This window comes from Prescottella agglutinans (genome assembly GCF_004011865.1).
In the GTDB taxonomy this organism is placed as follows: Bacteria; Actinomycetota; Actinomycetes; order Mycobacteriales; family Mycobacteriaceae; genus Prescottella; species Prescottella agglutinans.
The window spans coordinates 16,183-33,504 of the sequence record NZ_RKLP01000006.1 but is presented as its reverse complement, the minus strand read 5'-3'; the positions used below and the strand labels follow the sequence as shown (position 1 = coordinate 33,504).

The window sequence follows — 17,322 nt, the reverse complement described above, 5'->3', positions numbered from 1 at the left end:
CGAGGGGGCGCGAGCTTGAATCCCGGAGGTCGAGGGTTGATCGGTGTGGTGCTGGATCGGCGCTATCGCATCGATGCGCCGATCGCGCGGGGTGGCATGTCCACCGTCTACCGCGGCATGGACCTGCGACTGGACCGTCCCGTCGCGATCAAGGTCATGGATCCGCAGTTCGCGGCCGATCCCCAGTTCCTCGCGCGCTTCGAGTTCGAGGCGCGCGCCGTGGCCCGGCTCAACCATCCGGGACTGGTCGGCGTCCACGACCAGGGCAGCGACGGCGAGCACGCGTTCCTGGTGATGGAACTCGTCGAGGGCGGCACGCTGCGCGAACTGCTGCGCGAGCGCGGCCCCATGCCGCCGCACGCGGCCGCGGCCGTGGCCCGGCCGGTCCTCGAGGCGCTCGCGGTCGCGCACCGCGCGGGCCTGGTGCACCGCGACATCAAGCCCGAGAACGTGCTGATCTCGCACGCCGGCGACGTCAAGATCGCCGACTTCGGGCTGGTGCGCGCGATCGCCGCGTCGAACACCACGTCCCGCAGCGTCATCCTGGGCACCGCCCAGTATCTGTCCCCCGAGCAGGTCACCACCGGCACCGCCGACGCCCGCAGCGACGTCTACGCGGCGGGCGTGCTGCTGTTCGAGATGCTCACCGGCACCACCCCGTTCACGGGTGACACGTCGCTGTCGATCGCGTATCAGCGCATCGACAACGACGTCCCGGAGCCGAGCACCCTCATCGAGGGGGTGCCGCCGGAGTTCGACGAACTCGTCGTCCGGGCGACCGAACGAGACCCCGACGCGCGCTTCGCCGACGCCGGCGCGATGGCCGCCGAGCTGCGGTCGGTGAGCACCCGGCTGCAGTTGCCGGACTACCGGGTGCCCGCGCCGCGCCGCACGACGCAGCCGTCGGGTGTCCCGAGCCCGGCGAACACCCCGAACAACGCCACCCGGCAACTGCCGCCCGCCCCGCAGCCGGATGCCGCGCCGGGCCACGACCCGACGACCGTCATGACGCCGCCGCCCGAGGCCGGTGGCCAGCACGCGGTCCAGCACACCAAGGTCGTCACGACCGTCACGCCGCGACCGCCCGAGGCGCGGTCCGACGACACCGGCCGCGCCGCCGCGCGCCCGTTCGGCGACATCGAGAGCCGCCTGCGCGGGTCCCGGCGGACCGTCCTGGTGTGGCTGCTGGTGGTGCTGCTCATCGCCCTCGCCGTCGGGTTCGGCGGGTGGTGGCTCGGATCCGGCCGGTACGCGGCGGTCCCAGTCATCGACGGACAGGACGCCGCGGCCGCCACCGAGACGATCGAGGCGGCGGGGCTGACGGCCCGGACGCAGGGCACCTACTCCGACACCGCCGCCGTCGACTCCCTCATCGGGACCGATCCGGCGGCCGGCGCCAAGGTGCGGCGCGGATCGGTGGTGTCGCTGCTCGTGTCGCTGGGCCGGCCGACGGTGCCCGAGGTGACCGGACGCGGCGACGTCGCCGCGGTGGAGGCGGGCCTGCGGGAGCGCACCTTCGTGCCCGTCGAGGGCGGGGAGGCGTTCAGCGCGCGGGTGCCGGTCGGTGCCGTCGCGGCCCTCGAGCCGGCTCCCGGCACGATCCTCGCCGTCGGCTCGCAGGTCCGGATGATCCGCAGCAAGGGCGCCCCGCCCGTGGACGTCCCCGACGTGTCGGGCATGTCGGAGGACGCGGCCCGCAAGGCCCTCGACTCGGTGGGCATCACGGTGCGGGAGGTGCAGCAGGTGTTCTCCGACGACGCCGACGCGGGCGACGCGGTCGGAACCGATCCGGCGGTGGGCACCACCGTCAAGGCCGGCGCCAGCGTCGTGCTGAAGGTGTCGAACGCCGTGAAGGTGCCGTCGCTGCTGGGCCGCTCGGTGGCGGCCGCGAAGGCGGAACTGGACCGTCTGGGCCTGCCGTACGAGGTGCGTCAGATCGTGAGCTCGGACCGGTCGCTGATCATCTCCCAGACCCCCGGTGCGGGCGACCGGGTGGCGCCGGGCAGCACCGTCACGCTCACGTCGCTGCTCTGATCACCCGCACTGCCCCCGGAACGGCCGAAGGGCCCCTGCGCGCGCCGGGAGCGCACGGAGGGACCCTTCAGGGCGGTCGGTGACTGCTAGTCGCGCAGCATCTCCGCGACCAGGAACGCCAACTCCAGCGACTGCTGGGTGTTCAGGCGCGGATCGCACGCGGTCTCGTAGCGACCGGACAGGTCGACGTCCGAGATGTCCTGCGCGCCGCCGAGGCACTCGGTGACGTTCTCGCCGGTGAGCTCGACGTGGATGCCACCCGGGTGCGTGCCGAGACCATTATGGATCTCGAAGAAGCCCTGCACCTCGTCGACGATGCGGTCGAAGTGGCGGGTCTTGTAGCCGGTGGTGGCCTCGTGGGTGTTCCCGTGCATGGGGTCGCACTGCCAGATCACCTGGTGTCCAGTGGCCTGCACCTTCTCGATGATCGGCGGCAGCAGGTCGCGGACCTTCTGGTTGCCCATGCGCGAGATCAGGGTCAGCCGGCCCGGCTTGTTTGTCGGGTCCAGGCGCTCGACGTACTCGACGGCCTGCTCGGGCGTCGTGCTCGGACCGATCTTGAGGCCGATCGGGTTCGACACCAGTTCCGCGAACGCGATGTGCGCGCCGTCGAGCTGGCGGGTGCGGTCGCCGATCCACAGGAAGTGCGCCGACAGGTCGTACAGCTTGGGGTGGTCGTCGGAGTTGTCCAGCCGCAGCATCGCGCGCTCGTAGTCGAGCACGAGGGCCTCGTGGCTGGCGTAGATCGGCGCGGACTGCAGGTTGGGATCGGTGACGCGGCAGGCGTTCATGAACCGCAGGCCGCGGTCGATCTCGGCGGCGAGGGCCTCGTAGCGGGCGCCGGCCGGCGACGACGCGACGAACTCGCGGTTCCAGTCGTGCACCTTGTGCAGGTCGGCCATCCCGGAACCGGTGAGCGCGCGCACCAGGTTCATCGCGGCGCTGGCGTTGGCGTACGCCCGCACCAGACGCGACGGGTCGTGCACGCGCACGGCCTCGTCCGCGACGAGCGAGTTGACCATGTCGCCGCGGTAGGACTGCAGTCCGAGCGAGTCGGTGTTCGACGAGCGCGGCTTGGCGTACTGGCCGGCGATGCGCGCGACCTTGACCACCGGCAGGCTCGCGCCGTAGGTGAGCACGACGGCCATCTGCAGCAGCGTGCGGATGTTGCCCTTGATGTGCGGTTCGGTGTTGTCCGCGAAGGTCTCCGCGCAGTCACCGCCCTGCAGCAGGAAGGCCTCACCGCGCGCCACCTCGGCCAGCTTCTGCGACAGCGCCTCCACCTCGCTCGCCACCGTGATCGGCGGCACACTCTCGAGGACGGTGCGCATGGCCGCGGCCTGGTCGGCGGGCCACTGCGGCTGCTGTGCGGCCGGCTTGGCCAGTGCGGCGTCGAGCTGCTCGCGCATGGCGGCGGGCAGCGGCGGCAGTTCGGGCAAGCGGTCGATCGGAACGTCGACAGTCCAGTTCACCACTACAGGATATTCGCCTCGCCCGAGCCGAGTGAGCAAAGGCCCCCATTGACAGAGAATCGTTGCACCGATCGCGGCGGGTGACTCCCGTCACCGAACGGCGCGGAACGCCTCGATCGCGTCGAACTTCGCGAGGTTGTGCCGGGCGTCGGCGAGCGCGTCGTGCGCGTCGTCCGGCACCGGCGGCAGCGGCGGGCAGCCCTGGGACTCCCAGTGTTGGCGCAGCTCGCGGGTGTAGCGGGGCATGTTCGACGGCAGGTCCGTCATCGCACCCCACAGCTGGCACAGCGCGACGTGGTCGTACGCGGCGACCCACGCCCACAGCTCGGGTTCGATGCCGGGCCGCGGGACGAGGAACTTCATCAGGTCGTCGCGGATCCGCGCGCGGCTCTTCCAGAGCGGCGACGACGGCGGCGGCAGCTTGGGCAGCACGTTGCGGCGCACCCATTTGCCGGCCCGTTCCGGGTCGAACTCGGTGGACACGGCGTAGAACTCGCGCCCGTCCTCGCAAACCACACCGATCGAGACGAGCTCGATTGTGCGACCATCCTCGATGAACTCGCAGTCGTAGAAGTAGCGCACGGGGGGAGCCTATGCCCGCGCGCCGGGGCACTCGACACCGCGCCCCCTGTTCGTAGAAGGATGGCTTGGTGCGCACTCCTCGTGACGACTCCGCAAGCGACTCGGCCGCCTCGGTAGGCGGGCCCTCTACCGAGGACGGCGACCCCACCTCGACGCCGTCGTGGTGGCGTTCCCCGCTCGGCATCGTCGCGGCGGTGGTGATCGTGCTGGCCTGCGCGTTCGGGGCCGCGTACAACCTGATCGGGATCCCGGGCCTGCGTGACGTCGGCTTCTACTACCGGATCGATCTGGACGTGTACCGGCTCGGCGGATCGGTGTTCGCCGACGGCGGTCCGCTGTACGGCTCGATGCCGCCGACGCTGTCCGGCGTCGGCCTGCCGTTCACGTATCCCCCGCTCGCGGCCGTGGTGTTCAGCCCGATGTCGGCGATCTCACTCGAGGCGGCGGGGGTCGTGCTGACCGTGCTGTCGCTCGTGGCGCTGTTCGCGACGCTCGTGCTGACGCTGGCGTCGATCGGTGTCGCGCCGCGCACCACGCTGGTGTGGACGGCGCTGGCCGCCGCCGCGGCCGCGCTGACGCTCGAGCCGGTCTACTCGACGCTGAACTACGGCCAGGTGAACATCCTGCTGATGACGTTCGTCGCGGCCGACTGCCTGCTGAAGCAGACCCCGTGGCCGCGCGGCATGCTGATCGGGTTCGTCGCCGCGGTCAAACTCACCCCGGCGGTGTTCGTGCTGTTCTTCCTGGTGCGCAAGGACTTCCGCGCCGTCGTGACGACGGGGCTGAGCTTCGTCGCGTTCGGCGCGCTCGGGTTCGTGCTCACGCGCGAGGATTCGTGGCAGTACTGGACCGACACGCTGTTCGACTCCGGCCGGATCGGCGGGCCCGCATACCCGGCGAACCAGAGCATCACGGGTGTCCTCGCGCGCCTCGGTATGGACCCGTCGCTGCGCAGCGTGCTGTGGCTGGCCCTGAGCGCCGCCGCGCTCGTGCTCGCGGCCGTCGCGATGCACCGCGCGTTCACCGCCGGTGCGACGGCGCTGGCGCTGTTCGTCAACGGTCTGCTCGGGCTGCTCGTCTCCCCCGTGTCGTGGTCACACCACTGGGTCTGGGTCGCCCCGCTGCTGCTGCTCGTCGGGGTCGAGGCGTATCGACGGCGCAGCGTCGTCCTGGCTGTCGGCGTCATGGCCAGTTGGGCGTTGTTCGTGACCGCCCCGCACTGGCGGCTCGGGCACGGGCGATGGGAGGGCACCGACTGGCCGCTGTGGGACCAGTTCCTGGCGTCGTCGTACGTGTGGTGGGCCGTCGCGGTGATCGCGGCCGTGGCCGTGCGGGTCGGTCGACGCGACTCCGCCGTCCGCGGGGGCGCCGACGGGACCGCGCGCCTCTCCCCCGTGGCCTGACGCGTCCTCGGCGGCGGTGTCGCGCCACCAGCAGTACACGTACACCGCCAGCGCGCAGACGAGGGTCACCACCACCCACAGGGTCACCGCGATGTCGACCCAGGAGCCGATCGGCGGGTTGCCGGGCAGCATGCCGCGCATCGGCACCACCGCGAACAGCATCGCGGCCATCCACCCGAGCATGTCGGTGTGCACCAGTCGGCGACGGCGCGCGGTCTGGATCGCGACGAACGCCGCGAGCACCGCCAGGACGATCATCATCAGCAGCAGGATCAGCGCGTAGACCAGCGTGCCGGCCGATCGGTGCACGTTCACGGCGAGGCCGTTGCCGGTGAGGGCGAGTTCCTCGTCGACGGCGACCGCGTCGGAGTCGAGCTGCCACCCCTCGATCCGTTCGTCGAGCACCACCCGGGTGCGGTGCACCTCGACCCCGTCCCCCGCCCCGCTGTAGGCCTCGACGATCAGCGGTTCGATGTCGAACAGGTCGAACGGCCACCTCCCCGACTGGCCGTCGACGATCAACTGCACGTCGCGCGTGGTGGGCACGGAACCGGCCGGAAACACCAACTCGGAGCGAGCCGTGGTGGGCGACATGTGCAGGTTGATCGGCGCCGCCAGGGTGTCGCCGCGCGGACTGCGGAAGCTCGCGCCCGGAACGATGCTGACCTCCGCGTCGAGCCGGTCGGCGGTGGGGTGCATCGCCTTGGGAGTCACGATCACCACCACCTCGTCGTCCGCGATCCGCTCCGCCGGATCGCCACCGCGGTCGCGGTCGGCCAGCCCGTACACGAGCAGCGACCCGACGTACAGGACCGCCATCACGGCCGCCACGAGCCACCAGAACAGGCGGGGCCGGGTGCGTGCGAACGCTACTGCTGCCACGATTGGGAAGATACCGGCCGCCCGGGCCCCGGAGCTGCTATCGAGCGAGCGCGTCGGCCACCGAATCCACCGGCGCCGACACCACTTTCGGGTCCCGCCGCCGCAGGGTGTCCCGCGCCGCCTTGGGGTACGACAGCAGTTCACGGATCGAGTTCTTCACCAGCGTGGTGCGGCGGCCACCGGCACGCCCGGCCCGGACGCCGTCCGCGTCGATGCCCGCGCGGCGCGCGAGCGCGACGGTGCGCGGCAGGTGGAACGGCTGGGTGACGACGAGGGCCCGCCGGATCCCGTAGGTCCGTGCCGCGCGGACACAGGTGTCGTACGTGTCGAGTCCGTACGGGTCGGCGACGATGCGGCCCGGGTCCACGCCGGCCTCGACGAGGTACGCGGTCATCGCCGCGATCTCGTCACCGGACCGGCCCCGGGCGTCCCCGGAGACGAGGACGACGGACACCGCACCGGCCCGGACGAGGTCGACGGTGGCGTCGAGGCGGCCGCGGAGGAACTTCATGGGTCGTCCGCCGCGAACGCGGGCGCCGAGGACGATCGCGACCGGCGCAGCGGGCGCGCCGTCCGCGTCGTACAGGTGTCCAGCGGCGGTGGCCCGGATCCACAGCGTCGGCGCGCCGAGCACGACGGCGGCCCCCGACGCCGCGAGCAGGGCGATCCGGTGCAGCGCGCGGCGGTGCGGGCGCGGGACCGCAGGCGTCAGGGCTAGCCGGCCTGGGTGTCGGGGATGCGGGCGACGTCGGCGGCCGGCTGGGCCGGGGCCTCGTCCGTCCCCTGGTTCTTCACCGTCGCCGCGTAGATGTCGACGTACTCCTGCTCCGACAGGCGCATCAGCTTGTACATCACCTCGTCGGTGACGGCACGCTCGACGAACCGGTTGCCGCCCATGCCCTCGAAACGGGAGAAGTCGATGGGTTCACCGATCCGGATGGTGACCTTCGCGGGCTTCCACATGCGCGAACCGATCGGGTTGACCTTGGCCGTGCCGATCATCGCGACGGGGATGACCTTGACGCCGGACTCGAGCGCGAGACGCGCCATGCCGGTCTTGCCCTTGTACAGGCGACCGTCGGGCGAGCGCGTGCCCTCGGGGTAGATGCCGAGCAGCTTGCCCTGCGACAGGACCCGCAGGCCGGCGTCGAGGGCGTCCTTCGCGGCGGACGCTCCGGTGCGATCGATCGGCACCTGGCCCACGGCGGAGAAGAACCACTTCTGGAACCTGCCCTTGAGGCCGGTGCCGGTGAAGTACTCGCTCTTGGCGAGGAACGTGATGCGCCGCGGGCACCGCAGCGGGAGGAAGAACGAGTCGAGCACGGCCTGGTGGTTGCTGGCCAGGATTGCCGGGCCGTCCGCCGGAATATTCTCGGCGCCTTCGAGTTTCGGCCGACCGAGGACCCACATCAGAGGACCCAACAACACGTACTTAAACAGCCAGTACCACATGGTGTCCTTCCGTCCGAGCGCTCTGACCCCCTGGTCCGTCCGGGGCCCGACCCGCACTCGCCATGCCCAAGACTGTACTCAGCAGTCTCGACCGCTGCCACAGGTGGCCGGGCGATGGCCGCTTCCGCTCGGACGCGCGGTCCCGGGTTCAGTTCCCGCGTGCGGGATCCCGCAGCGCCGCCCGCGCCAGGTCCGCGGCGCCGATCATCCCGGCAGCCTCACCGAGCAGGGTGTGTCTGATCCGGGCGAGTGGGCGATGTCCGGAACCGGTGACGAGCCGCGCATAGTGCTCGCGGGCGTCGTCGAGGAACAGCGGCGCGGAACTGCCGACGCCGCCGCAGATCACGATCAGGTCGGGGTCGAAGACGTCCGAGACCGTTGCCAGGCCCACCCCGAGCCACTTCGCGAAGTCCGCAAACGTGGCCAGCGCCAACGAGTCCCCGTCGGACGCGGCCACCGCGATCCGGCGCCCGGTCAACGTACCCGGATCGACCGCGACGTCGCGGGCCAGGACCGTCGACGCCGACGGGTCGGCCGCGAGCAGTTCCAGCGCGGTGTCGACCAGGGCCGTCCCGCTGCAGTACCGCTCCCAGCAGCCCCGCTTGCCACACGCGCACGCGCGGCCGTCCGGAACCACCTGCAGGTGTCCCAGTTCCGGCGCCACCCCGAAGCTCCCGCGGTACAGGCCGCCGTCGATCAGCAGCGCCGCCCCGATCCCGGTGCCGATCGCGACGACGACGACGTTGCGTCCGCCCGCGGCGGCACCGAAACGCCACTCCGCCCAGGCCGCGGCGTTCGCGTCGTGTTCGAGGACGACGGGCAGGCCGAGTCGGTTCCCGAGGCTGCGCGCGACGGGAGCGTCGACCCAGGGCAGGTGCGGGGCGAATCGGACCGTCGTGCGGTCGGAGTCGACGAAGCCCGCCACCGCGAGGCCGACCGCCGCGACGTCGTGACGGTCCGCGAGTTCCCGTACGGCCCGGTCGATGCCGTGCTCGAGGGCGTCCTCGGAGTGCGGCGTCGGCACGTGCGTCGTGTCGAGCACCTCACCGTCACCGTCGACGACGGATGCCCGGATGCTCGTTCCCCCGACGTCGACGCCCACGGTGAGAAGTTCGGTGCTGTCCACCTCGCTGATTCTGCCGACCCGGGGACCGGTGCGGTACGCCGGGTACCGCCTATCTCGGCTCGTGGTCCCTGATCGTCACGTCGATCGGCACGAACGCCGACGGCGCCGCGGCGGGCGGCGCCCCCGCGTACTCGGTGGCGGTGCCCTCGTGCGCGTCGAGGACCTCGCGCAGCGCCGCGAGCAACGTGGACGCCTGACCGGCCAGCAGCGTCACGAGGTCGTGCTGTTCACCCCGGATCAGGGCGGCCAGCGCGCACAGCGGGCACCACGAGCAGGTGCTGCAGGCGGCCCCGCCGTCACCGTCCCCCTCGGCGGGCACCGGCGCGGCGGCCTTCTGCAGGATCGGTTCGAGTCGTTCCAGGACGGTTTCCGCGAGCGCACGCAGTTCCGCGGCGAGTTCGGCGTGGTCCCCGGTCACTGCGGCCACACCGCGGGGTCGGGGACGAACCGCACCACCAGATCGGACCCGTCGAAGTCCGCGTCACGCACGACGCATCGACGCAGCACCGACGCCAGGCGCACACGACGGCGTCTACCGTCCGCCCCAACCAGCAAGTCGTCCTCCACTCGTCCCAACGTCAACGTCCCGGGGTCGACGAGCGGCAGGTGCATCCGCATCGCGTACACCGATTGCAGGTCGCCCGAACCGGATTCGAGCGCGACCCGCACCGGTGCGCGGTCGTTCAGGGACTCCTCCGACGGGTCGGCCGCGTCGCTGTCGGCGTAGACCGCGCGCGCGAGTTCGTCGAGGGCATCCCACCCTATCGGCTCTGCGGCCAGATGGTCGGCCGAGAGCACCGCGGCGGTGCCCGCCGCCGCCCGGACGTCGGCGAGCGCGTCCTGCTGCGCGGCCCGGCGTGTGCCGTACCAGCCCCCGACCCCTCCCCCTTCGGCCCCCGGATCGAGTTGCGGCAGAAGCTTGTTCACGACGATCGCGTCGACCCGCAGACCGGCGAGCGCGGCGGCGGACAGGACCCGCCGGGTCTCGGCCAGTCCGACGCGTTCGGTCGACGAGACGACCCGCACCGCGGTCCGAGCCCGATCGGTCAGCAGCGCGGACGCCGCCGCGGTCGCGTCGAGGACCCGGTCGAGCATCGCGACCGCGAACGCCAGTCGCGCGTCCGAGGACGATGCAGACGTCGCGGCGGTGATGCGCCGGTGCTGCGGCCACACCCGTTCGACGTACCCGGACACCGTCTCCGGGAGGCTCAGCGCCCGCAGCGCGTCCGCGGTCGGCGGGCAGTCCACGACGACGACGTCCCACCGCCCCTGGTCGGCGAGTCGCACGATCTCGCCCAGACCGAGCAGGTCCTCGACACCGGGCAGCCCCGTCAACTCCTGCGGCGCGAGGTCGGCGAACTGGGCCCCGTGATCGTGGGACCCGCCGAGTGCGAGCACCGTGACGAGCCCCCGGTAGCGCTCCTCGAGCAGCGCGAGCGTGTCGATCTCGACGGCGTCGAGTCCGGCCGCCACCGGGGTCTCGTGCCCGCGGCCGACGGGGCGGCCGAGCACGTCCGCCAGCGAGTGCGCCTGGTCGAGCGACGCGAGGAGCACCCGCCGCCCGCCGCCGGCCAGCGCGACGGCCGTCGTCGCCGCCATCGTCGTCCTGCCGACCCCGCCCTTGCCGAGGAACAGCCGGATCTGGGCACCGCCGCGGCCGGATTCGGGGGCGCTCAGCCCTCCACCCGCTTCTTGAGCTCCTTGAGCGCGGTGTCGGTGATGACCTTCTCCGCCTTGCGCTTGAACAGCCCGATCATCGGGATCGTGAGGTCGACGGTCAGTTCGTAGGTGACCCGTGTGCCGTCGCCCTCGGGTTCGAGCGTGTAGGAGCCGAACTGGGCCTTCTGGATCTCGCCGGAGACGAGCTCCCAGCTGACCGCCATACCGTCCGCGGCCCACCGGTAGCGCAGGACGTACGTGTCCTTGACCATGCCGGCGTCGAGCACGAACCGGACCTGCTCCGCACGGCCGTCGGGCCCGGAGTCGAGGACCTCGACGGACTTCGCCGCCTCCACCCAGGCCGGGTAGGAGTCGAAGTCGGCGATCACACCCATGATCTGCTCGGCGGGTGCGTCGATGGTGATCGACCGCTTGGTCTTCTCGGCCATGCCTCGGACGCTTCCTTTCAGAACGGCTCACGGCGGCTGGAGGGACGCACGACGCGTCTCACCGCCACGTTCATCTCACACGATTCCCGAGCGGACGCACAATTCCCTATGCGGGTGGCTCGCCCGCAGGTCGCCCCGCCTCGAGCTGCTTCTTGAGTTCGAAGGTCATCGCCTTGCCGGCGAGGCGCCGCGCGTGGTTCATTCCGGCGAGGTCCAGCGACGCCAGCCCCTGCGGGCTCACGCCGGTCGGCTCCGCGTGCAGGAAGTAGTGGACGACGGTGCCGTCCATGACCTGCTCGAGCCACACCTCCATCGTCCCGGTGAGCGGTCCCGCGACCGTCCAGCGGATGCCCTTCTCGGCCCGGTCCTCGCGGACGTCGAGAACGAGATCCGGCCACCACGCGCGCCACCGCGCGGGCACGGACACGCGGGCGGCCACCTTCTCCGGGGCTGCTGCTACGAAAGTCTGGTCGGCGACCTGAATGCTGCTCACTCCCACAGCTTCACACACGGCGGTCACGGTCCGTGATCTGGACTACACCTGGACGGATGCCCATCTGTCGAGCCGCAGGTAGGTGGCAGTGCCGCACATCACGCCGGGCCGGTCTATCGTGAGGACCAGCAAACCCTACTCGCCAGTATCTGCAGTGTCGGAGGTCGTCGTGCCCGAGTTCAGCGTTCCTGCCACGTTCACCATCCCGGAGGACGCATCCGCGGTCGACTCCGTCTTCACCTACGCGGACACGAAGCCCGGGCACATCGTGTACCGGCGCCTCGTGAACGGCGCGTGGGTGAACGTCACCGCCCGCGAGTTCGCCGACCAGGTCACCGCGGTGGCGAAGGGGCTGATCGCCCGCGGCGTCCAGCCCGGCGACCGGGTCGCGCTGATGTCCGCGACGCGCTACGAGTGGCCGCTGCTCGACTACGCGATCTGGTCGGCGGGCGGTGTCACGGTGCCGATCTACGAGACCTCCGCGGCCGACCAGGTGCGGTGGATTCTCGAGGACTCCGGCGCGATCGGCCTGATCGTCGAGACCGACAAGCACTCGAAGACCGTCGCCGAGGTCGCCGAGGCCGCGCCGGATCTGCGCTCCGTGCTGCAGATCGAACCCTCCGCCGGGAACGAGGGCGCGGTGGCGATCCTCACCGCGGACGGGGCCGACGTCGCCGACGACGAGGTCCGGGCCCGGGCCGAGGCGCTGAAGGCGAGCGACCCGGCGACCCTGATCTACACCTCCGGGACCACCGGACGACCCAAGGGCTGCCAGCTCACGCACTCGAACCTCATCGCCGAGTCGAAGGGCATCGTCGAGTCGAACCTCGGCGACCTGCTCACCTCGCCGGGGGTGAGCACCCTCATGTTCCTGCCGCTCGCGCACGTGCTCGCGCGCGCGGTCAGCATCGCCGCGTTCGACGCCGGTGCGACCCTCGGCCACACCAGCGACATCCCGAACCTCGTCCCGACGTTCGCCGAGTTCAAGCCGGACTTCATCCTCTCGGTGCCGCGCGTGTTCGAGAAGGTCTACAACACCGCCCGCCAGAAGGCGCACAACGAGGGCAAGGGCAAGATCTTCGACGCCGCCGCCACCACCGCGGTCACGTGGAGCGAGGCGAAGGACAACGGCGGACCGGGGCTGCTGCTGAACCTCAAGCACGCCGTCTTCGACAAGCTCGTCTACTCCAAGCTGCGGGCCGCGCTCGGCGGCAAGTGCCAGCTCGCGATCTCCGGCGGCGCACCGCTCGGCGCCCGTCTGGGCCACTTCTTCCGCGGTATCGGCGTCACGATCTACGAGGGCTACGGACTGACCGAGACCACGGCCGCGTTCGCGGTCAACACGATCGGCAATCAGAAGGTCGGCTCCGTCGGAAAGCCGTTGGCCGGCAACTCCGTCCGCATCGCGGAGGACGGCGAGATCATGCTGAGCGGCCCGGTCGTCTTCACCGGTTACTGGCGCAACGAGGCCGCCACCGCGGAGGCCATCGAGGACGGCTGGTTCCACACGGGCGACCTCGGCACCGTCGACTCCGAGGGCTACATCACCATCACCGGCCGCAAGAAGGAGATCATCGTGACCGCGGGCGGCAAGAACGTCGCCCCGGCCCAGCTCGAGGACCACCTGCGCGCCCACCCGCTCATCAGCCAGGCGATCGTGGTCGGCGACCAGAAGCCGTTCATCGGCGCGCTCATCACGATCGACGCCGAGGCACTGCCCGGATGGAACGAACGCAACGGCAAGCCGGCCGGGACCACGGTCGCGGAACTGCTGTCGGACGCCGACCTCACCGCCGAGATCGACGCGGCCATCGCCGAGGCCAACAAGCTCGTCTCGCACGCCGAGGCCATCAAGAAGTACCGCATCCTGCCGGTGGACTTCACCGAGGAGACCGGTGAGCTCACCCCGACCCTGAAGCTCAAGCGCAACGTCGTCCACCAGAGCTTCGCCGACGACATCGAGCAGATCTACAGCAAGTAGTCGGCCCCGACACCGGCGCCCGCGGTCCGAAAGGATCGCGGGCGCCGTGTTGTCAGGCCAGCAGGCTGCGCAGTCGGGCGCCCAGCACGTCCCATCGCCAGTGCGCCTTCACCCAGTCGCGGCCGGCGGCGCCCATCGCGGCGGCGCGGTCCCGGTCGGACAGCACCGAGATCACCGACTGCGCGACGTCCTCGACCGACGTCCCGTCCGCCACCAGCCCGGTCTCGTGCTCGACCACCGTTTCCGGCGCTCCCCCGGACCGTCCGGCGATCACCGGTACCCCGGTCGCGGACGCCTCGAGGTAGACGATGCCGAGGCCCTCGACGTCCAGGCCCGCGCCCCGCGTCCGGCACGGCATCGCGAACACGTCCGCGATCGTGTGGTGCGCGGCCAGTTCCGCGGCCGGCACCCCACCGGTGAACACGACGTGGTCGGCGACGCCGCACTCGTGCGCGAGCGCGTGCAGCCGTTCGGCGTACGGGCCACCGCCGACGATGACGAGGACGGCACCGTCGATGCTCCGCCGGATCGCGGGCAGTGCCCGGATCAGCTGGTCCTGCCCCTTGCGGGGCACGAGTCGCGACAGGCACAGGATCGTCGGGCGGTCACCGAGGCCGTAGCGGGCGCGCAACTCGGCTCGGGCCGCCGGGTCGGGACGGAACACGTCCGTGTCGACACCGGAAGGAAGGTGCTCGAGGGCCGCGTTCGGCCCGAACGCCGACGCGAACCGCCCGCGCGTGTACTTGCTGACGTAGGTGACGGCGTCGGTGTGCTCACCGATGCGCCGTAGGGCCTGCCGCGCGCCGGGCAGCATCGACCAGCCCACCTCGTGGCCGTGCGTCGACGCGATCACCCGCCGGGCCCCGGCCCGCCGAACCGTCGGCGCGAGCAACGCCAACGGCGCGGCCGCACCGAACCACACGCTGTCGCACTGGTACTTCTCCACGAGCTTCGCGGCGCGGCGGGCGACGAACGGGGTCGGCACCATCAGTGTCGTGGGGTGCCGGACCACCTCGTACGGTTGCTCGGCGTCGAATCGGATATGACTGTCGCCCCGCCAACGCGGGGCGTAGACCACCAGCTCGTCGGCGGGCAGCTGGGCGGCAAATGTGTGCAGGTACGACTGGATCCCACCGGGCCGCGGTGGAAAATCGTTCGTCACCAACAGGGTTCGACGCATCTCTCCACCGTATGTGCCGCAGCCCCCGCGCCTGGAACCAGGGTCACGCCAGCTGTTTCTGCACCCAGGCGCCCCACGCCTGGACCAGCCCGTCGGCACCGACGCCCAGCGCGTCGTGGATGCGGCCGTCGAGCCGATCCGCCGTGGCCTCTCCCTGCGCCAGCTCCCGGTACAGCGAATCCAGCCGATCCTCCCCGTACTCGCTCGCCACGAAAGCAGCCAGCGACCAAGAGGATTCGTACGCCCGGCGCGCGGTGTCACCGCCGGCTCCGAAGTCCGCGTTCGTCGGCAGGGCCGTCGGCGGACCGTTCTGGGCCACCGCGGCGGTGAGGGTCGGTGCCAGGGCGCCGAACGTGGCCTCGATGCCGCGGTAACCGACGTAGTCGGCGTAACCCTCGAGGATCCACAGCGGCGATCCGTCCGCCGTGACCGCCCGCGCGGCGATGTGCGTCAACTCGTGCCGCAGCACCGACACGCGCGTGAGGTCCGTCAGCCGGTCGGCGGCCTCCGGGCTGAACACGATCCGCTGGCCGGACGCGGTCCTCGACCGCTGGTCGACCGCGTCCGACACCGAGACCGCGGCGATGTCGGCGCCGCTGTGTGCGGTGCCGACCAGCGATGCGAACTCCTCCTGGGACCCGGCGACCATCACCACCGCCCGACGGGACCAGTCCTGACCCCACACGTCGGTGACGTGCGCGACCGCTTCCCCGAGGTCCCCCGCGAGGCGATCGACCATCGCCGATTGCTGCGGGTGGCCGAGGACGATCGACGACCGCCCCTCCGCCCCGTCCACGACGCGCGCGATCACGGGGCCGAAATCCCAAGGACCTCGCCACGTTTCACGATCGGATCCGGGGACACCCGAGTCGCTGACGAGCTTCCACTCGTCCCCACGACGGGCCAGCACGAGCGCCACCGGCTTGCGCGTCGGCTGGGCGTCGGCGCCGGCGATCGCGTATCGGAGGTACACCGTCGGCGCCCACACGTCCGATGCGCCGAGTTCGTCGGCCACGTCCGACGAAACCGGGACCTCGGGGTCCAGACCGATGTCGTAGCCGAATTCGGAGAACGGCACCTGGGATGCGTTGCCCGCGCGCCGGATCTCCGCCTCCAGGAACCCCGGCGCCGCAGCGGGGTCGAACAGTCCCGGCAGGGCCGCGGTGTCACCGGACCGCACCGCGCGCGCCCACTCGTCGAGCACGGCCTGCGCACCCGCGCGTCGCCCGTCCTCGTACGGATTGGCGACCGGGGCGGGGCGACGGACGTCGGGCACCTCGGCCTCGTGGTCGAACGCCGTCAGGGACAGCACGAGCGCCACGGCGATGCCCAGCCCCGTGAGCCCCACCCACTCCCACCGCCGCACACGCCGCTTCGGCGTGGGGCTCGGGGTGCGATCTTCAGCGGACACGACCGAAAGTGTAGGAGCCGGATACGCGAATGGACCCGATACCCCCGGGATATCGGGTCCATTCGCGGACCGTGTGTCGGACTGTCGCCGAACGATTCAGTAGCGACGCGCCGCGTAGAACGGCATGGACGCCATCGAGTCGACCTTGACCGGGGTGCCGTACGTCGACGCGTGCAGGACGTTTCCGTCACCGGCGTAGAGGCCGACGTGCGACGCGTCGTTGTAGAACAGCACGACGTCGCCGGGCTGCAGGGCGCTCCGGTCGACCGGGATCCCGCCCTCCGCCTGCGCCTGGCTCGACCGCGGCAGGGTCTTGCCGATCTGCCGGTACGACCACACGACCAGACCGGAGCAGTCGTAGGCGTCGGGTCCCGTCGCGCCCCAGCTGTAGGGCTTGCCCACCTGGCTGAGCCCGGCCTGGAGCGCGGCGGATCCGGACCCCGGGGTGAGGCCGGCCAGGATGCGACCGGCGTCGAACCCGGCCGGGAACGACGTGCCCGCGAGCTGGGCCTGCTCGGCGCCGGTGAGCCGGTCGTATGCCGCGGTGACCGAGTCGATCTGCTTCTGCAGATCACTCTGCTTGCTCTGCAGCTCGTCGCTCACCACCTTGGCCTGCTCGGTGGCGGTGCGTGCCGCGTCCGCGGACACCCGCGACGCCTCCGCGGCCGCCTCGGCGTCGGTAGCGGCCTGCTTGAACTGCGAGACGGCCTTCGACGTCTCGTTCGAGATCGCGTCGAGCGCCGACATCTGGTCCAGGAGTTGCTGCGGCGAGTCGCTGACCATCACGGCGAACAGCCGGTTGGTGCGGGCGCCCTGGTAGCTCGCGGCCGCGAGCTTGCTCACCGTGGGCCGGAACTGATCCATCCGAGCCTGCGCGGCGGCGAGGGCGTCGCGGTCGCCGGCGAGGCGGGCCTCGGCGTCGCGCTGCACGGCCTGCTTGCCGTCCAGGTCGATCTGCGCGTTGTGCAGCGCCTCGGTCGTCTGCTCGGATTCGCGGGACAGCTCCGCGAGCCGCTCCAACGCCTCGGTCGGGTTGTTCACGACGGGGTCTGCGCCGGCCGAGGCGGCGGGCAGTCCGACGAGGGTCAGGGAGAGGACTCCCGTCGCCAGGGCAGTACACATCGAGCGCTTCATCTTCTGCGAGGGCACAGCAGCGCGACTCTCCGTTTCTGGATTCGTCTCCACCGCACAGACCGGC

15 protein-coding genes and 1 pseudogene are annotated in these 17,322 nt (G+C 71.3%); 3 read left to right on the top strand and 13 right to left on the bottom strand.

Features of this window, described 5'->3' with window-relative positions:
- The first annotated feature begins 15 nt into the window (after positions 1–15).
- Positions 16–2,034, top strand: a complete 2,019-nt coding sequence (gene pknB / locus EGT67_RS12470) for a Stk1 family PASTA domain-containing Ser/Thr kinase (RefSeq protein WP_127916404.1) — start codon at positions 16–18, stop codon at positions 2,032–2,034.
- Positions 2,035–2,120: 86 nt separating this feature from the next.
- Here pknB and EGT67_RS12465 read toward each other — a convergent pair whose 3' ends face one another.
- The gene (locus tag EGT67_RS12465; RefSeq protein WP_127916403.1) at positions 2,121–3,506 is read right to left on the bottom strand and encodes a class II 3-deoxy-7-phosphoheptulonate synthase; all 1,386 of its coding nucleotides are present in this window, start codon (positions 3,504–3,506) and stop codon (positions 2,121–2,123) included.
- A gap of 90 nt (positions 3,507–3,596) precedes the next feature.
- Positions 3,597–4,088 (bottom strand): polyadenylate-specific 3'-exoribonuclease AS, encoded by a 492-nt coding sequence (locus EGT67_RS12460; protein WP_127916402.1) that lies wholly within the window; start codon positions 4,086–4,088, stop codon positions 3,597–3,599.
- Positions 4,089–4,153: 65 nt separating this feature from the next.
- Between EGT67_RS12460 and EGT67_RS12455 the strand changes: the two genes are divergently transcribed.
- A complete protein-coding gene (locus EGT67_RS12455) occupies positions 4,154–5,491 on the top strand; it encodes a glycosyltransferase 87 family protein (RefSeq protein ID WP_421958123.1) in 1,338 nt (445 codons plus the stop codon).
- Between the two features lie 33 nt (positions 5,492–5,524).
- Here EGT67_RS12455 and EGT67_RS12450 read toward each other — a convergent pair.
- From EGT67_RS12450 to EGT67_RS12415, 8 genes and pseudogenes are all read right to left on the bottom strand, one after another.
- Positions 5,525–6,310 (bottom strand): annotated as a pseudogene (locus EGT67_RS12450) (DUF4436 family protein); the annotation flags it as partial.
- 100 nt (positions 6,311–6,410) lie between these two features.
- Entirely contained in the window at positions 6,411–7,007 is a 597-nt protein-coding gene (locus EGT67_RS12445) for a SanA/YdcF family protein (RefSeq protein ID WP_241565996.1), read from the bottom strand.
- Between the two features lie 80 nt (positions 7,008–7,087).
- Positions 7,088–7,825: a lysophospholipid acyltransferase family protein gene (locus EGT67_RS12440; protein ID WP_127916400.1), complete on the bottom strand. Its 738-nt coding sequence runs from the start codon at positions 7,823–7,825 to the stop codon at positions 7,088–7,090.
- Positions 7,826–7,973: 148 nt separating this feature from the next.
- Positions 7,974–8,951, bottom strand: coding sequence for an ROK family glucokinase (locus tag EGT67_RS12435; protein ID WP_241565995.1), 978 nt, complete (start codon positions 8,949–8,951; stop codon positions 7,974–7,976).
- 49 nt (positions 8,952–9,000) lie between these two features.
- The gene (locus tag EGT67_RS12430) at positions 9,001–9,369 is read right to left on the bottom strand and encodes a hypothetical protein (RefSeq protein WP_164877553.1); all 369 of its coding nucleotides are present in this window, start codon (positions 9,367–9,369) and stop codon (positions 9,001–9,003) included.
- Complete coding sequence (locus EGT67_RS12425) at positions 9,366–10,586, bottom strand: ArsA family ATPase (RefSeq protein ID WP_338324860.1); 1,221 nt, start codon at positions 10,584–10,586, stop codon at positions 9,366–9,368. The genes EGT67_RS12430 and EGT67_RS12425 overlap by 4 nt, the downstream gene beginning before the upstream one ends.
- A gap of 38 nt (positions 10,587–10,624) precedes the next feature.
- On the bottom strand, positions 10,625–11,059 hold the full coding sequence (locus EGT67_RS12420; protein WP_127916397.1) for an SRPBCC family protein: 435 nt from the start codon (positions 11,057–11,059) through the stop codon (positions 10,625–10,627).
- Between the two features lie 106 nt (positions 11,060–11,165).
- Positions 11,166–11,552 carry a polyketide cyclase / dehydrase and lipid transport gene (locus EGT67_RS12415; RefSeq protein WP_127916396.1) on the bottom strand — a complete coding sequence of 129 codons (387 nt, stop codon included), beginning with the start codon at positions 11,550–11,552 and terminating at the stop codon, positions 11,166–11,168.
- Between the two features lie 169 nt (positions 11,553–11,721).
- Between EGT67_RS12415 and EGT67_RS12410 the strand changes: the two genes are divergently transcribed.
- On the top strand, positions 11,722–13,533 hold the full coding sequence (locus tag EGT67_RS12410) for an AMP-dependent synthetase/ligase (protein WP_127916395.1): 1,812 nt from the start codon (positions 11,722–11,724) through the stop codon (positions 13,531–13,533).
- Between the two features lie 52 nt (positions 13,534–13,585).
- On the opposite strand, the gene EGT67_RS12405 is transcribed toward EGT67_RS12410, so the two are convergent.
- The 3 genes from EGT67_RS12405 to EGT67_RS12395 form a co-directional block, all read right to left on the bottom strand.
- Complete coding sequence (locus EGT67_RS12405; RefSeq protein WP_127916394.1) at positions 13,586–14,713, bottom strand: glycosyltransferase family 4 protein; 1,128 nt, start codon at positions 14,711–14,713, stop codon at positions 13,586–13,588.
- 43 nt (positions 14,714–14,756) lie between these two features.
- Positions 14,757–16,124 (bottom strand): peptidase MA family metallohydrolase, encoded by a 1,368-nt coding sequence (locus EGT67_RS12400; RefSeq protein WP_206612363.1) that lies wholly within the window; start codon positions 16,122–16,124, stop codon positions 14,757–14,759.
- Positions 16,125–16,220: 96 nt separating this feature from the next.
- Positions 16,221–17,273 (bottom strand): NlpC/P60 family protein, encoded by a 1,053-nt coding sequence (locus tag EGT67_RS12395; RefSeq protein WP_241565993.1) that lies wholly within the window; start codon positions 17,271–17,273, stop codon positions 16,221–16,223.
- Between the last annotated feature and the right edge of the window lie 49 nt (positions 17,274–17,322).

What these genes read in the sequence shown, in the direction of transcription:
- EGT67_RS12405 (WP_127916394.1), bottom strand. Translation starts at nt 14,713, where the DNA reads ATGCGTCGAACCCTGTTGGTGACGAACGATTTTCCACCGCGGCCCGGT.
- EGT67_RS12440 (WP_127916400.1), bottom strand. Translation starts at nt 7,825, where the DNA reads ATGTGGTACTGGCTGTTTAAGTACGTGTTGTTGGGTCCTCTGATGTGG.
- EGT67_RS12420 (WP_127916397.1), bottom strand. Translation starts at nt 11,059, where the DNA reads ATGGCCGAGAAGACCAAGCGGTCGATCACCATCGACGCACCCGCCGAG.